At 32.1% G+C, this 18,546-nt stretch carries 19 protein-coding genes; 18 read left to right on the top strand and 1 reads right to left on the bottom strand.

The window, feature by feature from the left end; translation table 11 throughout:
* Window positions 1-57: 57 nt before the first annotated feature.
* Window positions 58-309, bottom strand: coding sequence for a 30S ribosomal protein S20 (rpsT, locus tag HMPREF3058_RS01820; protein ID WP_001831221.1), 252 nt, complete (start codon window positions 307-309; stop codon window positions 58-60).
* 292 nt (window positions 310-601) lie between these two features.
* Between rpsT and lepA the strand changes: the two genes are divergently transcribed.
* The 18 genes from lepA (at window position 602) to era (ending at window position 18,540) form a co-directional block, all read left to right on the top strand.
* On the top strand, window positions 602-2,425 hold the full coding sequence (gene lepA, locus HMPREF3058_RS01815) for a translation elongation factor 4 (RefSeq protein WP_002457751.1): 1,824 nt from the start codon (window positions 602-604) through the stop codon (window positions 2,423-2,425).
* Between the two features lie 117 nt (window positions 2,426-2,542).
* Complete coding sequence (gene hemW, locus HMPREF3058_RS01810) at window positions 2,543-3,667, top strand: radical SAM family heme chaperone HemW (RefSeq protein ID WP_002446570.1); 1,125 nt, start codon at window positions 2,543-2,545, stop codon at window positions 3,665-3,667.
* A 99-nt stretch (window positions 3,668-3,766) separates the two neighbouring features.
* Window positions 3,767-4,744: a heat-inducible transcriptional repressor HrcA gene (gene hrcA / locus HMPREF3058_RS01805; protein WP_002490945.1), complete on the top strand. Its 978-nt coding sequence runs from the start codon at window positions 3,767-3,769 to the stop codon at window positions 4,742-4,744.
* A 28-nt stretch (window positions 4,745-4,772) separates the two neighbouring features.
* Window positions 4,773-5,405 (top strand): nucleotide exchange factor GrpE, encoded by a 633-nt coding sequence (gene grpE, locus HMPREF3058_RS01800; RefSeq protein WP_002457748.1) that lies wholly within the window; start codon window positions 4,773-4,775, stop codon window positions 5,403-5,405.
* Between the two features lie 55 nt (window positions 5,406-5,460).
* Window positions 5,461-7,290, top strand: a complete 1,830-nt coding sequence (dnaK, locus tag HMPREF3058_RS01795) for a molecular chaperone DnaK (protein WP_002490970.1) — start codon at window positions 5,461-5,463, stop codon at window positions 7,288-7,290.
* Between the two features lie 144 nt (window positions 7,291-7,434).
* Window positions 7,435-8,556, top strand: a complete 1,122-nt coding sequence (dnaJ, locus tag HMPREF3058_RS01790) for a molecular chaperone DnaJ (protein WP_002490941.1) — start codon at window positions 7,435-7,437, stop codon at window positions 8,554-8,556.
* 3 nt (window positions 8,557-8,559) lie between these two features.
* Window positions 8,560-9,498: a 50S ribosomal protein L11 methyltransferase gene (gene prmA / locus HMPREF3058_RS01785; protein WP_002446565.1), complete on the top strand. Its 939-nt coding sequence runs from the start codon at window positions 8,560-8,562 to the stop codon at window positions 9,496-9,498.
* 1 nt (window position 9,499) lies between these two features.
* Window positions 9,500-10,252, top strand: a complete 753-nt coding sequence (locus HMPREF3058_RS01780; protein WP_002490973.1) for a 16S rRNA (uracil(1498)-N(3))-methyltransferase — start codon at window positions 9,500-9,502, stop codon at window positions 10,250-10,252.
* A gap of 5 nt (window positions 10,253-10,257) precedes the next feature.
* Window positions 10,258-11,604: a tRNA (N(6)-L-threonylcarbamoyladenosine(37)-C(2))-methylthiotransferase MtaB gene (gene mtaB / locus HMPREF3058_RS01775; protein WP_002490957.1), complete on the top strand. Its 1,347-nt coding sequence runs from the start codon at window positions 10,258-10,260 to the stop codon at window positions 11,602-11,604.
* Window positions 11,605-11,729: 125 nt separating this feature from the next.
* Window positions 11,730-11,906: a 30S ribosomal protein S21 gene (gene rpsU / locus HMPREF3058_RS01770; RefSeq protein WP_000048060.1), complete on the top strand. Its 177-nt coding sequence runs from the start codon at window positions 11,730-11,732 to the stop codon at window positions 11,904-11,906.
* An 853-nt stretch (window positions 11,907-12,759) separates the two neighbouring features.
* Window positions 12,760-13,470 (top strand): NfeD family protein, encoded by a 711-nt coding sequence (locus tag HMPREF3058_RS01765; RefSeq protein WP_002490953.1) that lies wholly within the window; start codon window positions 12,760-12,762, stop codon window positions 13,468-13,470.
* A 14-nt stretch (window positions 13,471-13,484) separates the two neighbouring features.
* The gene (floA, locus tag HMPREF3058_RS01760) at window positions 13,485-14,474 is read left to right on the top strand and encodes a flotillin-like protein FloA (RefSeq protein WP_001830989.1); all 990 of its coding nucleotides are present in this window, start codon (window positions 13,485-13,487) and stop codon (window positions 14,472-14,474) included.
* A gap of 15 nt (window positions 14,475-14,489) precedes the next feature.
* The gene (locus HMPREF3058_RS01755; RefSeq protein WP_002487011.1) at window positions 14,490-15,173 is read left to right on the top strand and encodes a hypothetical protein; all 684 of its coding nucleotides are present in this window, start codon (window positions 14,490-14,492) and stop codon (window positions 15,171-15,173) included.
* 290 nt (window positions 15,174-15,463) lie between these two features.
* The gene (locus HMPREF3058_RS01750; RefSeq protein WP_002475446.1) at window positions 15,464-16,411 is read left to right on the top strand and encodes a PhoH family protein; all 948 of its coding nucleotides are present in this window, start codon (window positions 15,464-15,466) and stop codon (window positions 16,409-16,411) included.
* Window positions 16,412-16,879, top strand: coding sequence for an rRNA maturation RNase YbeY (ybeY, locus tag HMPREF3058_RS01745; RefSeq protein WP_002490952.1), 468 nt, complete (start codon window positions 16,412-16,414; stop codon window positions 16,877-16,879).
* Window position 16,880: 1 nt separating this feature from the next.
* Window positions 16,881-17,237: a diacylglycerol kinase family protein gene (locus tag HMPREF3058_RS01740; protein WP_002490989.1), complete on the top strand. Its 357-nt coding sequence runs from the start codon at window positions 16,881-16,883 to the stop codon at window positions 17,235-17,237.
* Window positions 17,237-17,641 carry a cytidine deaminase gene (cdd, locus tag HMPREF3058_RS01735; protein WP_002457741.1) on the top strand — a complete coding sequence of 135 codons (405 nt, stop codon included), beginning with the start codon at window positions 17,237-17,239 and terminating at the stop codon, window positions 17,639-17,641. The genes HMPREF3058_RS01740 and cdd overlap by 1 nt, the downstream gene beginning before the upstream one ends.
* The gene (gene era / locus HMPREF3058_RS01730; protein WP_002490981.1) at window positions 17,641-18,540 is read left to right on the top strand and encodes a GTPase Era; all 900 of its coding nucleotides are present in this window, start codon (window positions 17,641-17,643) and stop codon (window positions 18,538-18,540) included. Before cdd ends, era begins: the two co-directional genes overlap by 1 nt.
* Window positions 18,541-18,546 lie beyond the last annotated feature (6 nt).

Genomic DNA, 18,546 nt, shown 5'->3' with positions numbered 1-18,546 from the left:
TCATTTACTGGCTATTTTGCTAGGAATTATGTCCCAGCCTCTCTGTTTTAATAATCATTATTTATTAGCTGACATAAGTTTAGATTTAATACGGTCAGCTTTATTAGAATGGATTAAATTACTTTGAGATGCTTTATCAACTTGTTTGATAGCAAATCTTAATAATTCATCTTTGTTTTCAGCATCAGTAGAGATAGCTGTTTTAGCTCGTTTCACAGCTGTACGCATAGCGTTTTTCTTAGAAATATTTCTTTCTTCAGCTGTTTCAGTTGTTCTTACACGTTTGATTGCAGATTTAATGTTTGGCATTACTGTCACCTCCTAAAAGTGATCATAACTTATCAAAATTTATTTGATTACAACAAGAAATATTTTATCAAATGTCTTATATTTGTGCAATCATTTATTTAAAAGTAACTTCAATTGAATTTATTACTTTTTAATTGTTGGAATGAACTACTGAACTAGATATAATAGTTATGTTAGAATTTACATTTAATTAATTATGTCAAAGATATATTGCATTAAAGTAATAAAAACGTTACTATATCAAAGATACATAGAAGTGACAGGTTATAAAGATGAAAGCGAGAAGGATAAAATGGATAAGCAAGAACGATACAATAGAAGAGAAAATATTAGAAATTTCTCCATTATTGCGCATATAGACCATGGTAAATCGACATTAGCTGATCGAATTTTAGAGAATACAAAATCAGTTGAAACTCGAGAAATGCAAGATCAATTACTTGACTCTATGGATTTGGAAAGAGAACGAGGCATTACTATTAAACTAAATGCTGTTCGATTAAAATACGAAGCTAAAGATGGAGAAACTTATACATTTCATTTGATAGATACACCAGGGCATGTCGACTTTACGTATGAGGTTTCTCGCTCATTAGCTGCATGTGAAGGTGCAATTCTTGTAGTTGATGCTGCCCAAGGAATAGAAGCACAAACCTTAGCAAACGTTTATCTAGCATTAGATAATGATTTGGAACTTTTGCCAGTTGTTAATAAAATAGACTTGCCTGCAGCTGAGCCTGATAGAGTTAAGCAAGAATTAGAAGATGTTATAGGTATAGATCAAGAAGATGTAGTACTCGCAAGTGCTAAGTCAAATATAGGTATTGAAGAAATTTTAGAGAAAATAGTTGATGTTGTGCCAGCACCGGACGGTGATCCTGAAGCCCCACTTAAAGCACTTATCTTTGATTCAGAATATGATCCATACAGAGGAGTAATATCTTCAATTCGAATTATTGATGGTGTTGTTAAAGCTGGTGATAGAATTAAAATGATGGCTACCGGTAAAGAATTTGAAGTTACAGAAGTGGGAATCAATACACCTAAGCAACTACCGATAGAAGAATTAACAGTTGGTGATGTGGGCTATATTATCGCAAGCATCAAAAATGTTGATGATTCTAGAGTAGGTGACACAATTACTCTAGCTGAAAGACCTGCCGACAAGCCGTTACAAGGATATAAAAAGATGAATCCAATGGTATATTGTGGTCTATTCCCTATTGACAATAAAGACTATAATGACCTAAGAGAAGCTTTAGAAAAATTACAACTTAATGACGCATCTTTAGAGTTTGAACCTGAGTCTTCACAAGCCCTTGGTTTTGGATACAGAACTGGATTTTTAGGAATGTTACATATGGAGATTATTCAAGAAAGAATCGAAAGAGAATTTGGTATTGAACTCATTGCAACAGCGCCTTCTGTTATCTATCAATGTATTTTAAAAGATGGTTCTGAAGTTTCAGTTGATAATCCAGCACAAATGCCCGAAAGAGATAAAATAGAACATATTTATGAACCATTTGTCAAAGCTACGATGATGGTGCCGAATGATTATGTAGGTGCAGTGATGGAGTTATGTCAACGTAAAAGAGGGCAATTTATAAACATGGATTATCTTGATGATATAAGGGTTAATATTGTTTATGAAATTCCATTATCTGAAGTAGTTTTCGATTTCTTTGATCAACTTAAATCTAATACAAAAGGTTATGCTTCTTTTGATTATGAATTTATTGAAAATAAAGAAAGTAATCTTGTTAAAATGGATATATTACTGAATGGAGATAAAGTTGATGCTCTAAGTTTTATTGTCCATAGAGATTTTGCATATGAAAGAGGAAAAGCGCTTGTCGAAAAATTAAAAACATTAATTCCACGACAACAATTTGAAGTGCCAGTTCAGGCGGCTATTGGTCAAAAAATTGTTGCACGAACAAACATTAAATCTATGGGTAAAAATGTTTTATCTAAATGTTATGGTGGAGATATCAGTCGTAAACGAAAACTTTTAGAAAAACAAAAAGCAGGTAAAGCTAAAATGAAAGCAGTAGGCAATGTGGAAATTCCTCAAGATGCATTTTTAGCAGTATTAAAAATGGATGATGAATAATGTAGATGAATGGGGTATAGACATTCTTTATGTCTTACCTCATTTTATAATGTCTAGAATGATATAAGTATATAATGTGAAAACTATATAAATGATTTAAAGATTGGTGGTTATAAAGTGAGTGTAAAAAGTGCATATATTCATATTCCATTTTGCTATAGAATTTGTACTTATTGTGATTTCAATAAATACTTTATCGATAAACAGCCAGTCGATGAATACTTAGACGCACTTATTAACGAGATGCAAGTTGATAATAACAGAAATCTTGAAACAATGTATGTCGGAGGTGGTACACCGACAGCCTTGAATATGAGACAACTTGAGAAGCTACTTAAAGCAATTAATCAAACATTTACAATTAGCGGAGAATTTTCTTTTGAAGCTAATCCTGATGAGTTAACTTATGAAAAAGTTGTACTTTTAAAACAATATGGCGTAAATAGAATATCAATGGGTGTACAAACATTTAAACCTGAACTATTAAAAATTTTAGGGAGAACTCATAAAACTGAAGATATATATAATGCTGTTAGTCATGCCCGAAAAGCAGGTATTGAATCAATAAGTTTGGATTTAATGTACCATTTACCACAACAAACTATCGACGATTTTAAAGACAGCCTAGAACGTGCCATTGCATTGGATATTGATCATATTTCAAGTTATGGATTAATTCTTGAACCTAAAACCCAGTTTTATAATTTGTATAGAAAGGGACATTTAAAATTACCAAATGAAGATTTAGGGGCAGAAATGTATCAATTTTTAATGGATCGTATGAAAAACTCATCATTCCATCAATATGAGATTTCTAATTTTAGTAAACTTAATCATGAATCAAACCATAATAAAGTATATTGGTTAAATGAAGAATACTATGGCTTTGGTGCTGGTGCAAGTGGTTATGTAAACGGTGTACGTTACACAAATCTTAATCCAGTAAATCATTATATTAAAGCGATAAATGAAGGAAAAAAACCAATACTATCTGAAACATCTCCTACTTATAACGAAAGAATGGAAGAAGAAATGTTTCTTGGTTTAAGAATGAATCAAGGTGTTAGTAAAAGCCGTTTTAAGAAAAAGTTTAATAAATTAATCGATGAGGTGTTTGGTGAAACTATTAAAGATTTGAGGTGTAGGGGACTCATAAAAGAAGAAAGAGAATTTATATCTTTAACCGAACGTGGAAAAGTCATAGGTAACGAGGTTTTTGAAGCATTTTTGCTAAATTCATAAAAAGTTAGAAATTTTAGTGCTTTAACATTGACTTACTTTGACCAATTTGATAAATTATAATTAGCACTTGAGATAAAAGAGTGCTAATGAGGTGAAAACATGATTACAAAAAGACAATTAAGCATCCTTAATGCTATTGTTGAAGATTATGTTGATTTTGGACAACCGATTGGATCTAAAACTCTAATTCATCGTCATCACTTGGATGTGAGTCCAGCTACCATTAGAAATGAAATGAAGCAACTCGAAGAAATGCATTTCATTGAGAAGACACACACATCTTCTGGAAGGGTTCCATCTGAATCAGGGATTAGATATTATGTCAATCGCCTTTTAGAACAAACATCTCATCAAAGTCAAAACAAAATTCAACGTTTAAATCAATTATTAATTGAGAATCATTATGATAGTTCGACTGCACTTTCAAACTTTGCACACGAATTATCTATGAAATCTCAATATGCAACGTTGGTAGTCCGCCCGAATCACAAGCAAGATGTTATAAATGATATACATCTTATTCGTGCTAATAACCATTTGATTATTTTAGTAATGGTATTTTCTTCTGGACATGTTGAAAATATACATTTTGTATCGCATGCTCAACTAAATAATATTAATTTAAATAAAATAGCAAACTTTTTGACCGAACATTTCAGTTTTAATTGTAAAGTACTAACTCAAAACATCGAGTCTTACTTTAGTCAAAAAGAAGAGCTATTGCTTGCAAATGAAGTAGTTGAGATGATAAATTTACAAATTGGTAATCAAAGTAATAGCATTTATATGGGTGGAAAGGTTAAACTTATTGATGCGTTAAATGAGTCCAACGTTTCATCTATTCAACCGATTCTTCAATATATAGAATCAAATAAAATAACTGAATTATTAGAAGATATATCAACATCTCAAATCAGTGTCCGAATAGGTAAAGAGATTGATGATAGTTTAAGCGATATATCAATTGTGACTAGTCAGTATCATTTTGATGAGTCACTAAAAGGTCAAATTGCAGTAATCGGACCAACTGCAATGCATTATCAAAATGTAATTCAATTATTAAACCGTATATGGTAGTAATTGGAAATATATTGGAGGTCAGACTATGTCAGAAAAAGATCAGTCAGTGAATAATACTGAGGAAGATATTAATGTAGAAACTGAAGATAATCAGAATGATACAAAGATTGAAAACTCAGTATCTAACACAGATAATAGTGAAGCTAATGCTAGCGATTCAGAAAATAATTCAGAAGAAAGTATCAAGGATGAAGAGTCAGAGTCTCAAGATACTAAAATTAAAGAATTAGAAAAGCTTGCAAATGATAATGAAGAAAAATATTTAAGATTATATGCAGAATTCGAAAATTATAAACGCCGAATTCAAAAAGAAAATCAAATTAATGCTACTTATAAAGCTCAAGGTGTTTTAACTGACATTTTACCGTCTATAGATAATATTGAGCGTGCACTACAAATTGAAGGTGATGATGAATCGTTCAAATCACTTCAAAAAGGAGTGCAGATGGTTCATGAAAGTTTACTAAGAGCTTTAAAAGACAATGGTCTTGAAGAAATTTTAGCTGAAGGTAAGGAATTCGATCCTAATTTACATCAAGCTGTCGTTCAAGATGACAATCCTGATTTTAAATCAGGTGAAGTTACTCAAGAATTGCAAAAAGGATACAAACTTAAGGATCGTGTTTTAAGACCATCAATGGTAAAAGTAAATCAATAATTAGATTGAAAATACATTGAAATAAATAAAATGATTAAATTGGAGGAATTATATTATGGGTAAAGTAATTGGAATTGATTTAGGTACAACTAACTCTTGTGTTTCTATCTTAGAAGGAGATGAACCAAAAGTAATTCAAAACCCAGAAGGTGCACGTACTACACCATCAGTGATTGCATTTAAAAATGGTGAAACTCAAGTAGGTGAAGTAGCGAAACGACAAGCTATCACAAATCCTAACACTGTACAATCTATTAAACGTCATATGGGTACAGAGTATAAAGTAGATATTGAAGGTAAATCTTATACACCACAAGAACTTTCAGCAATGATTTTACAAAACTTAAAAAGCACTGCAGAAAACTATTTAGGAGATACAGTAGACAAAGCTGTTATTACTGTCCCTGCTTATTTCAATGATGGTGAACGTCAAGCAACTAAAGATGCTGGTAAAATTGCAGGCTTAGAAGTTGAACGTATTATCAACGAACCTACAGCTGCTGCACTTGCTTATGGGTTAGATAAAACTGAAACAGACCAAAAAGTTCTCGTATTTGACTTAGGTGGGGGAACATTTGACGTGTCTATTCTAGAGTTAGGCGACGGTGTATTTGAAGTATTATCAACTGCCGGAGATAATAAACTTGGTGGTGATGACTTTGACCAAGTAATTATTGATTATCTTGTGTCAGAATTCAAGAAAGAGAATGGTGTTGATTTATCACAAGATAAAATGGCATTACAAAGATTAAAAGATGCTGCGGAAAAAGCTAAAAAAGATTTATCTGGTGTTTCTCAAACTCAAATTTCATTACCATTCATTTCTGCTGGAGAAAATGGACCATTACACCTAGAAATTAGTTTAACTCGTTCTAAATTTGAAGAATTAGCTGATTCATTAATCAAAAAAACTATGGAACCGACTCGTCAAGCATTAAAAGATGCTGGTTTATCTACTTCAGAAATAGATGAAGTTATTTTAGTTGGTGGTTCAACACGTATTCCGGCCGTTCAAGAAGCTGTTAAAAAAGAAATTGGTAAAGAACCACATAAAGGTGTTAACCCAGATGAAGTTGTAGCAATGGGTGCTGCTATTCAAGCTGGTGTAATCACTGGTGATGTTAAAGATGTGGTATTACTTGATGTTACGCCATTATCTTTAGGTATCGAAATTATGGGTGGACGTATGAACACATTAATTGAACGTAATACTACTATTCCAACATCCAAATCACAAGTTTATTCTACAGCAGCTGACAATCAACCAGCGGTAGATATTCATGTATTACAAGGTGAACGTCCAATGGCATCTGACAACAAAACTTTAGGAAGATTCCAATTAACTGACATTCCACCTGCACCACGTGGTGTACCTCAAATCGAAGTAACATTTGATATCGATAAAAACGGTATTGTTAACGTTACAGCTAAAGATTTAGGTACTAATAAAGAACAAAATATCACAATACAATCAAGCTCATCTCTATCTGATGAAGAAATCGATCGCATGGTTAAAGATGCTGAAGAAAATGCTGAAGCAGATAAAAAACGTCGTGAAGAAGTTGACTTGAGAAACGAAGCAGATAGTCTAGTATTCCAAGTTGAAAAAACAGTTAAAGACTTAGGCGAAAATATTAGTGATGAAGATAAGAAAAATGCTGAAGAGAAAAAAGATGCACTTAAAACAGCATTAGAAGGTGAAGACATCGATGATATTAAAGCTAAAAAAGAAGAACTTGAAAAAGTAATTCAAGAATTATCTGCAAAAGTTTATGAACAAGCTCAACAAGCACAACAACAAGCTCAAGAAGAACAAGGTTCTCAAGATAGTACTGTTGAAGATGCAGACTTTAAAGAAGTTAAAGATGACGAAGATAAAAAATAAGTTTAGTATCTGACTTATAATTATCTATTAAGTTTTTAGTAAAAAAGTCAAAGTCAATCGATCATTGACTTTGACTTTTTATTTGGATATTAAGAAACAATTAGATAAACTATTCTTGTTAAACGTATAAAAGGAGAGGTAATTATGGCCAAAAGAGACTATTATGAGGTCTTAGGCGTAAGCAAAAGCGCTTCTAAAGACGAAATTAAAAAAGCTTATCGTAAATTATCAAAAAAATACCATCCAGATATAAATAAAGAAGAAGGCGCAGACGAAAAATTCAAAGAAATCTCCGAAGCATATGAAGTTTTAAGTGATGAAAACAAACGTGCAAATTATGATCAATTTGGTCATGACGGACCACAAGGTGGATTTGGTAGTCAAGGCTTTGGCGGCAGTGACTTTGGTGGATTTGAAGATATTTTCAGCTCATTCTTTGGTGGCGGTTCACGTCAAAGAGATCCTAATGCACCTCGCAAAGGTGATGACCTTCAATACACAATGACAATAACATTTGAAGAGGCTGTATTCGGGACAAAAAAAGAAATATCAATAAAAAAAGATGTAACATGTCATACATGTAACGGTGATGGCGCTAAACCTGGTACAAGTAAAAAAACTTGTAGCTATTGTAATGGCGCTGGTCGTGTTTCTGTTGAACAAAATACTATTTTGGGTAGAGTTAGAACTGAACAAGTTTGTCCTAAATGTGAAGGTAGTGGACAAGAATTTGAAGAGCCATGTCCAACATGTAAAGGAAAAGGTACTGAAAATAAAACAGTTAAACTAGAAGTAACTGTTCCTGAAGGTGTGGATAACGAACAACAAGTTCGTTTAGCTGGAGAAGGTTCACCTGGTGTTAATGGCGGACCGCATGGTGACCTATATGTGGTGTTCAGAGTTAAACCATCCAATACGTTTGAACGTGATGGAGACGATATCTACTATAATCTAGATATTAGCTTTTCACAGGCTGCACTAGGTGATGAAATAAAGATACCTACACTTAAAAGTAATGTTGTTTTAACCATTCCTGCAGGTACACAAACGGGTAAACAATTCCGACTTAAAGATAAAGGTGTAAAGAATGTTCATGGCTATGGTTACGGTGACTTATTTGTCAACATAAAAGTGATTACACCAACAAAATTAAATGACCGTCAAAAAGAATTATTAAAAGAATTTGCTGAAATTAATGGTGAAGATATAAATGAACAGTCATCTAATTTCAAAGATAGAGCAAAAAGATTCTTTAAAGGAGAATAGTCAATGAATTGGATGGAACTCTCAATTGTAGTTAATCACGAAGTAGAATACGATGTTACAGAAATTCTTGAAAGTTATGGCTCTAATGGAGTTGTAATTGAAGATTCACATATTTTAGAAGAACAACCTGTTGATAAGTTTGGAGAAATTTATGATTTAAACCCTGAAGATTATCCTGAAAAAGGAGTTCGATTAAAAGCTTATTTTAATGAGTTCACTTATAATGAAAACTTAAAATCCAACATTAATCATGAAATATTGAATCTTCAGCAAATTGATAAAACAATTTATGATTATCAAGAAAAACTTATTGCCGAAGTAGATTGGGAAAATGAATGGAAGAATTATTTTCATCCATTTAGAGCTTCAAAACAATTTACGATTGTACCAAGTTGGGAATCATATGTTAAAGAAAATGATAACGAATTGTGCATTGAATTAGATCCAGGTATGGCTTTTGGAACAGGTGATCATCCAACTACAAGTATGTGTTTAAAAGCAATTGAAACGTTTGTAAAACCAACGGATTCAGTTATCGACGTTGGAACAGGATCAGGCATTTTAAGTATTGCTAGTCATTTACTTGGAGTTCAAAGAATAAAGGCATTAGATATAGATGAAATGGCTGTAAATGTGGCAAAAGAAAACTTTAAGAAAAATCATTGTGATGATGCAATTGAAGCAGTTCCAGGTAATTTATTAAAAAATGAAAATGAGAAATTTAATATCGTTATTGCAAATATTCTTGCTCATATTATTGAAGAAATGATTGAAGATACTTATAATACTTTAATTGAAGATGGTTATTTTATCACATCAGGTATTATTGAAGAAAAGTATCAAGATATAGAATCACAAATGAAGCGTATTGGTTTCAAAATTATTTCAGTAGAACATGACAATGGCTGGGTTTGTATAGTTGGTCAGAAAGTGAGTGGATAATTTGCAAAGATATTTTATGAATCAAAGCGCTGATGAAAATCAGTGCTTTTTTATTGAGAACAAAGAAGACTATCATCATATCGTGAATGTTATGCGTTATAAAGAAGGACAAAATATCATTGTCACTTTTTCAGATGAAAATGTATTTAGATGTAAAATTATTTCAATAAACGATCAATCGATTGAAATTAAATTAGAAGAAAAACAACAAATTAACACTGAACTACCTCAGAACATTACAATATGTAGTGGTTTAATCAAAGCAGATAAATATGAATGGATGATACAAAAAGCAACTGAAATGGGGGCAAACGAATTTATAGCTGTAGCTATGGAACGCTCTGTGGTCAAGCTCAATGATTCTAAAGTAGAAAAGAAATTATCGAGATGGCAAAAAATTATAAAGGAAGCTGCAGAACAAAGTTATCGTTTAACAATACCAAATATAAAATTTAAGTCGAATTTAAAAGAAATTTATGGTATGATAAGTCAATATGACTATGTTCTTATAGCATATGAAGAACAAGCAAAGCACGGTGAATTAAGTCAATTTAAGCAAACAATTAAACAATTTAAGACACAGGACCGTGTTTTAATCATATTTGGACCTGAAGGTGGGTTATCAGATAGTGAAATTGCATTATTCGGTGATGTAAGTACTATAGTTGGATTAGGTCCACGTATCTTGCGTGCTGAAACTGCACCTCTTTACGCTTTAAGTGCAGTAAGTTATGAAAAAGAATTATTGGGGTGAAGATTATGTCAACAGTTGCGTTTCACACATTAGGTTGTAAAGTAAATCATTACGAAACTGAGGCAATTTGGCAATTATTTAAAGATGCAAATTATGAAAGAGTAGAATTTGAAACAAATGCTGATGTATTTGTTATTAATACATGTACGGTGACAAATACAGGGGATAAAAAAAGTCGTCAGATAATTAGAAGAGCGATTAGACAAAATCCTGATGCAGTCGTTTGTGTAACTGGATGTTATGCACAAACATCATCTGCCGAGATTATGGAAATCCCTGGTGTTGACATCGTTGTAGGTACTCAAGACCGACATAAATTGTTAGATTATATTCAACAATTTCAGGAAGAGAGACAACCTATTAATGGTGTAGGTAATATTATGAAAAATAGAACTTATGAAGAATTAGAAGTTCCTTACTTTACTGATAGAACGCGTGCTTCATTAAAAATACAGGAAGGGTGCAATAATTTTTGCACGTTCTGTATTATCCCGTGGGCACGTGGATTGATGCGTTCTAGAGATCCAGAAAAAGTAGTAGAACAAGCTACTCAACTTGTTAACTCTGGTTATAAGGAAATTGTCTTAACGGGTATTCACACTGGTGGTTATGGGCAAGACCTTAAAAATTATAATCTAGCACAATTGCTAAGAGATCTAGATACTATTGAAGGGCTTGAACGTATACGTATTTCTTCGATTGAAGCAAGTCAACTTACTGATGAAGTTATTGATGTCATTGGAAATTCAAATAAGGTAGTACGTCATTTACATATACCGTTACAATCTGGGTCTGATGATGTGTTAAAACGTATGAGACGTAAATATACGATGGCACATTTTTCAGAAAGATTGACAAAATTACATCAAGCATTACCAGATTTAGCAGTTACTAGTGATGTAATTGTTGGTTTCCCTGGAGAATCTGAAGAGGAATTCCAAGAAACTTACGATTTCATCGTAAATCATCATTTTTCAGAGTTACACGTATTCCCTTATTCTCCTAGAATAGGAACGCCTGCTGCAAGAATGGACAATCAAATTGATGAAGAAACAAAAAATGTTCGTGTGCACAAACTAATTAGTCTAAGTAATCAATTAGCTAAAGAATATGCTTCTAAATTTGAAGATGAAGTTTTAGAAGTTATACCTGAAGAAATGGGTGAAGAACCACATACACTTGTTGGCTATGCTGACAATTATATGAAGGTAAGATTTGAAGGAGATGACTCATTAATAGGTCAAATAGTGAAAGTTAAGATAGTTAAAGCTAATTATCCAATTAATGAAGGCAAAGCAATACGTGTTGTTAAACATGCAACGAATCAATCTGAAAAAGAAGTACTTGTTTAATTAATAAAAAATTGTAAATTTTACTGATTGACCGTCATTTAGAGTTATATTATACTAATAACTGCATAGTTTTACTATGCAATGACTATAAAGTTCCGTTGATATTTGGAGGGAGGGAAATACAGATGTCTAAAACAGTAGTACGTAAAAATGAATCACTAGAAGATGCTTTACGTAGATTTAAACGTTCAGTATCAAAAAGTGGAACTATTCAAGAAGTACGTAAACGTGAATTTTACGAAAAACCAAGCGTAAAACGTAAAAAGAAATCTGAAGCTGCACGTAAACGTAAATTCAAATAATTAATAGCTCTGTTGACTCCCTCAACAAGAATGTTAATTATATATTAGGACAGAATTTGAATTGAATTCACTGTTCTATCGAGAAATGAAGACTAGAACTGATTTATTTGTTTTTAACGTATTTCAGTTCTAGTCTTTAATTGTTAATAAGTCAAAACTTGGGACAATGATTGAGCTATCCCCAAATATCGGTAAAAAACACTTTCGTTGAATTCATATTAAATTGATTCATGCGAAAGTGTTTTTCTATTAAAAGAAAATCTTATTCGATAGAAACAAAATATCAAGCAGTTGAAATGAAAGTAGATGAGTATGATTTAAAACAATTTTGGAACCATTGAATATTCAAAATTAAACACAAGTCAAGTATTGTTAGCGATGATATCAAAATGCTGAAAGCTACACATTTTCTCAACATACTAGAAAATATTAGAAAAGATATAGAATTGGATATTAAAAAACTATAAGGCAATGAAAAAAGGTATCAGCAGTAATGATTGATTTAGTGGATCACTTAAAACTAAAATATCTGTCCAAACTAATAATAGAAGCTATGCGTATATCTAAATTACCATAATACCATGATAGAAAGTGTATAATCTTTTCAAGTGTGTGTTATTGATATGTCTCAGTTTTTTCATTTTTATGTCCGACTTTACGCTTGTAACTGTAACAAACTGTTGCAACTATATTTAATTGCGTTTGAGTAATGGTTAAAATGCTTTGATTTTATATCGTCTTATATTGCGTTTTTATTTTACTAAATTAACATACTATTTTTATTATAGATATGTAAATGACTATATGATATGTTTCGTTTCATGTATAATTATTTTGAGGGCGAGGTGAAAAAATGGATAACTTACATCTAATACATATGCTTTTTATGGCAAAACCTTTAAATGGGATGAATTGGGTTGAAAGCCTTGCACAGTTTATCACTCAACCTTTTGTTTCTCTTATTTTCACTTGTATTATATTTATCGGCTTTTTATACCAACTATATTCAAGACGCATAAACTTAATGGGAATAATTGCATTACTTGCTTTACTACTTTTATTTTTAGCATTCCTAATTAATGGCGATGTCAATGTGATGTCAGTATTACTGTTTACAATTGGCCTCATACTACTCATCATTGAATTATTTGTTATAGGCGCTGTAATTGGTATGATTGGTATTATTCTAATAACACTAAGTATTATTATACTTGGTGACAATATTTTATTAATGCTTGGAAATGTTATAGTTGCATTAATATTATCAATTGTAGAATGGGTGATTTTAGTGAAAATATTCAATAGAAAAATTCCATTTTTAGATAAAGTTATTTTAAAGGATTCAACAAATTCTGAAGCAGGTTATCGTTCACATGACGACCGCTCTCATCTTGTAGGAAAAACCGCACATACTGTTACCGATTTAAGACCAGCAGGAATTATAACTTGTGACAATGATCGAATAGACGCAGTATCTGATGGATCATTTATTTTACGTAATCGACAAGTTAAGATTCTTGAAGTGGAAGGTACACGTGTTGTTGTTAGAGAAATCGAAAAATAAAAAGGAGCGATTTAATGTTTAGTATTGGTTTTATAATCATTGCAGTCATTATAGTAGTTGCACTACTCATTCTGTTTTCATTTGTTCCGGTCGGATTATGGATTTCAGCACTAGCTGCTGGAGTACATGTTGGAATAGGCACGCTTGTGGGGATGCGTTTAAGACGAGTTTCACCAAGAAAAGTTATCGCACCTCTGATCAAAGCGCATAAAGCTGGTTTAAACTTAACTACAAATCAACTTGAGTCTCATTACTTAGCAGGTGGTAATGTTGATCGTGTTGTTGATGCAAACATTGCAGCACAACGAGCTGATATCGATTTACCATTTGAGCGAGGCGCTGCCATTGATTTAGCAGGTAGAGATGTATTAGAAGCAGTACAAATGTCAGTTAATCCAAAAGTTATTGAAACGCCATTTATTGCAGGTGTAGCTATGAATGGTATCGAAGTTAAGGCAAAAGCTCGTATTACCGTACGCGCTAACATAGCAAGACTTGTTGGTGGTGCTGGTGAAGAAACAATCATTGCTAGGGTCGGAGAAGGTATAGTATCTACAATTGGTTCTAGTGAGCATCATACAGAAGTGCTCGAGAATCCAGATAATATTTCAAAAACAGTACTAAGTAAAGGTTTAGACTCTGGAACTGCATTCGAAATTCTCTCTATCGATATTGCCGATGTTGATATTAGCAAAAATATCGGTGCTGATTTACAAACAGAACAAGCACTTGCTGATAAGAACATTGCACAAGCAAAAGCAGAAGAACGTCGCGCAATGGCTGTTGCTTCTGAACAAGAAATGAAAGCGCGTGTTCAAGAAATGAGAGCTAAAGTTGTTGAAGCTGAATCCGAAGTACCTTTAGCTATGGCGGAAGCATTAAGATCAGGCAATATTGGAGTTAAAGATTATTATAACCTTAAAAATATTGAAGCGGATACAGGTATGAGAAATGCAATAAATAAACGCACTGATCAAAACGATGATGAATCACCACAACAATAATGAAGAGGTGATAAGATGAATATTGGCATTATCATTTTCATCATATCTGTGATAATTACAGGTGTTAGCGCATTACGAGATAAAAGTCACGAGGACAGACAAAATCAAAGACCCAATCAAAAACCCTCAAACGAGCAACCTCAAGAAGGTGGTTTCTTTGAAAAATTAGAAAAAACTTTTAAAGAAATTAGTGACGAATTAAATGATGAACCTGAAAAAAAACAGAGTAAACCTTATGAAACTTCATTACCACCACTGAATAAAGATTGGAATGAAAAAGAAAAGAAAAACACATCACATCCTAAAGAAAGACAAAATACTTCACAATCTAAACGTCAAACAACGTCTACTCATGAACATCAAAATATTCCTCAGCCAGATAAGACAACATCAAGAGATGATAATTATGAAAAACTTAAGCAGGAACTTGAACAAGATGTAACTAAAAATTTAATTGATGTACGGAGAGAAATTGATAAAGAAAAAGAAAAGCAACTTGTTATGATTGAGAGAAAAGCTCAAGACATTATCAACGATAAATATCTCTCAGAAAGAACAAAGCGATATCGATTAAAACAACTACTAAATTCTAGGAATGTTGAGAAAAACATGTCGCACTCTGCTTTTCAATATGATAGTGATGAAGTTATTAATGGTATTATTTGGTCAGAAATTTTAAGTAAACCAAAACAGCTTTAATTAATTTTAATTTTTCAAACATTAATCTAAATATTTAAGTATATAAGAGAGTATATTGTAATTTATTACGGTATACTCTCTTTTTAATTTGTCTAAAAACAGGTATTTTAGTAAAATTTAATTAAGATTTAAAATGAATTTTAGCTATGAATGATAATGAGAGTTTAATTCATCATTTATTCATAGCAAGCATGATACAATATTGATGTATCGAGCTATATTTTATATTATGAAATTTATCTCACGTTGATGAAAAATTAAATTTACGTAACTTGAAAAGGAGCGCGTTTATGCCAGGAATAATTCAAATTGACGATATTAATCAATCTCAAGCTTTAATAGGAAATAATGATGAAAACCTAAAAGCGATTGAAGCACATTTTAATGTCGTAATACATGCTAGAGGTCAAGAAATTGCTGTTAAAGGTGAAAAGCTAGAGCATGTTGAAAAAGCAGAATTAGTTCTAAAAAATTTACTTAAAGTAATTGAATTAGGTAATACAATTACGCTTAAAGATGTAGAGGCTGCTATAAAAATGGCCGACAATAATACAATTCATCATTTGTTAGATTTATACGATGAAGAAATTACAAAAGATGCTTATGGTAAAACAATTCGTGCTAAGACTATGGGACAACGTATATATATTAATGCTATGAAGCGTAATGATTTAGTATTCGGCATTGGTCCAGCTGGAACTGGTAAAACCTTTTTAGCAGTCGTATATGCGGCTAAACAACTACGTAAAGGATCTGTTAAGCGTATTGTTCTAACGAGACCTGCTGTTGAAGCAGGTGAATCTCTAGGATTTCTACCAGGTGACTTAAAGGAAAAAGTAGATCCATATTTAAGACCCCTTTACGATGGGTTAAATACTGTTTTAGGTAGGGAGCAAACTCAAAGACTCATCGAACGTGGTGTAATAGAAATTGCACCATTAGCATATATGAGAGGTAGAACCCTAGATGATGCATTTGTTATATTAGATGAAGCTCAAAATACGACACATGCACAAATGAAAATGTTTCTTACCCGCTTAGGATTTGGATCAAAAATGGTTGTCACTGGTGACCAAACTCAAATCGATTTACCAAAAGGGGTAAAAAGTGGTTTAAAAGAAGCGGTAAAAAAACTAAGTGGTGTCAGTGGCATAAGTATTATGAAAATGGATCAAAGCGATGTAGTTAGACATCCACTTGTAAGTAAAATTATTAATCGTTATGAAGGAGTTGAATAAATGTTTACTATAGATTTTAGTGACCATACAGGTATAGTAGAATCGTCTTGGTTTGACCAAATAGATCAATTATTAACATTCGCTAAAAAGAAAGAAAATATTCTTAATGATGCTGAATTATCAGTAACTTTTGTAGATAAAGAGGAAATTCAAAATATAAATAAAGTATATCGTGACAAAGATAAAGTTACTGATGTCATTTCATTTGCTCTAGAAGAAGATGAACCAGAAATAGATTTCAATGACTTTGATATACCACGTGTTCTAGGTGATATTATTATATGTACAGATGTTGCCAAAGAACAAGCAGAAAGCTACGGACACTCCTTTGAGCGTGAATTAGGATTTTTAGCATTACATGGCTTTTTACATTTGCTAGGATATGATCATATGAATGATAATGATGAAAAAGAAATGTTTGGTCGACAAGATGCTATACTTAACGAATTTGGTTTAACTAGAAATTAATATGAAACGTTTTAAATATGCATATGAAGGTTTTCGCGCAATTTTAAAAAAAGACCAAAATTTCTTATTCCACATTTTAGCATCTATAATAGTTATCATATTAGGAATTGTGTTAAATATTGATCGTATAGATTGGATATTAATCATTGTAGCTATAGGACTTGTTTTAAGTTTTGAAGCTATTAATACCTCAATTGAATTTGTTGTCGACTTAATTACAACTGACTATCACGAATATGCAAAATATGCTAAAGATATAGCTGCGTTTAGTGTTGTCATCGTTTCAATCGTTTCAATATGTATTGGGCTAATCGTTTTTATACCATATATATTAGAAATATTTAAGGGAGGAATGTAATGAGTTATCAATCACACTACTTTAAAGAAGTCCGAGAGGCACAAAAAAATGCTTACGCACCATACAGTAACTTTAAAGTTGGTGCTTATTTAAGAACGAAAGATGGTCGGTGTTTTCACGGAGCAAATGTTGAGAACGCTGCATACCCGATGGGGATATGTGCAGAAAGATCAAGTTTAGTAAGCGCTATATCAGAAGGTTATCAACCAGGTGATTTTGAATCCATTACAGTTACTGTCGATGCTGATAAACCCTCGTCCCCATGTGGCGCATGTCGCCAGGTGATGATGGAACTTTGTGATAAAGATATGCCTGTATATATGACCAATCAAAACGGAGATATGATAGAAGCTACAGTTGGTGAATTATTACCATTAGGATTTTCTGGAAAGGATTTAAATTAATGACAGAACATAAATCAGGATTTGTTTCAATAATCGGTAGACCTAATGTAGGTAAATCTACCTTTGTAAACAGAGTAATAGGACATAAAATTGCTATTATGTCAGATAAAGCTCAGACAACTAGAAATAAAATACAAGGTGTGATGACAAGAGATGATGCGCAAATCATCTTTATCGATACACCTGGTATCCATAAGCCTAAACATAAATTAGGAGATTACATGATGAGAGTAGCTAAAAATACACTTTCTGAAATTGATGCTATTATGTTTATGGTTAATGTAAATGAAGATATAGGTAGAGGAGACGAGTATATAATGGAAATGCTAAAAAACGTCAAAACACCTATATTTTTAGTTTTAAATAAAATTGATTTGGTTCATCCAGATACATTGATGCCAAAAATTGAACAATATCAGTCATATATGGATTTTACAGACATAATTCCAATTTCTGCTTTAGAGGGGTTGAATGTTGATCATTTTATTGATGTATTAAAATCTTATTTACCAGAAGGGCCTAAATATTATCCTGACAATCAAATTTCTGACCATCCTGAGCAATTTGTAGTGAGTGAAATCATTAGAGAAAAAATTCTTCATTTGACTAGTGAAGAAATTCCACATGCAATTGGTGTCAATGTCGATCGTATGATTAAAGAGGATGAAGATAAAGTACGTATTGAGGCGACAATTTATGTTGAAAGAGATTCACAAAAAGGTATTGTAATAGGTAAAGGTGGTAAAAAGCTTAAAGAAGTAGGTAAACGTGCACGTAGAGATATCGAAATGTTACTTGGCTCGAAGGTTTATCTTGAATTATGGGTGAAAGTACAACGTGATTGGAGAAATAAGGTTAATTTTATAAGACAAATTGGATATGTTGAAGATCAAGATTAATCAATA

This window comes from Staphylococcus sp. HMSC068G11 (assembly GCF_001815825.1).
GTDB classification, from domain to species: Bacteria; Bacillota; Bacilli; order Staphylococcales; family Staphylococcaceae; genus Staphylococcus; species Staphylococcus epidermidis.
This window is presented reverse-complemented; position numbering and strand designations above follow the sequence as displayed.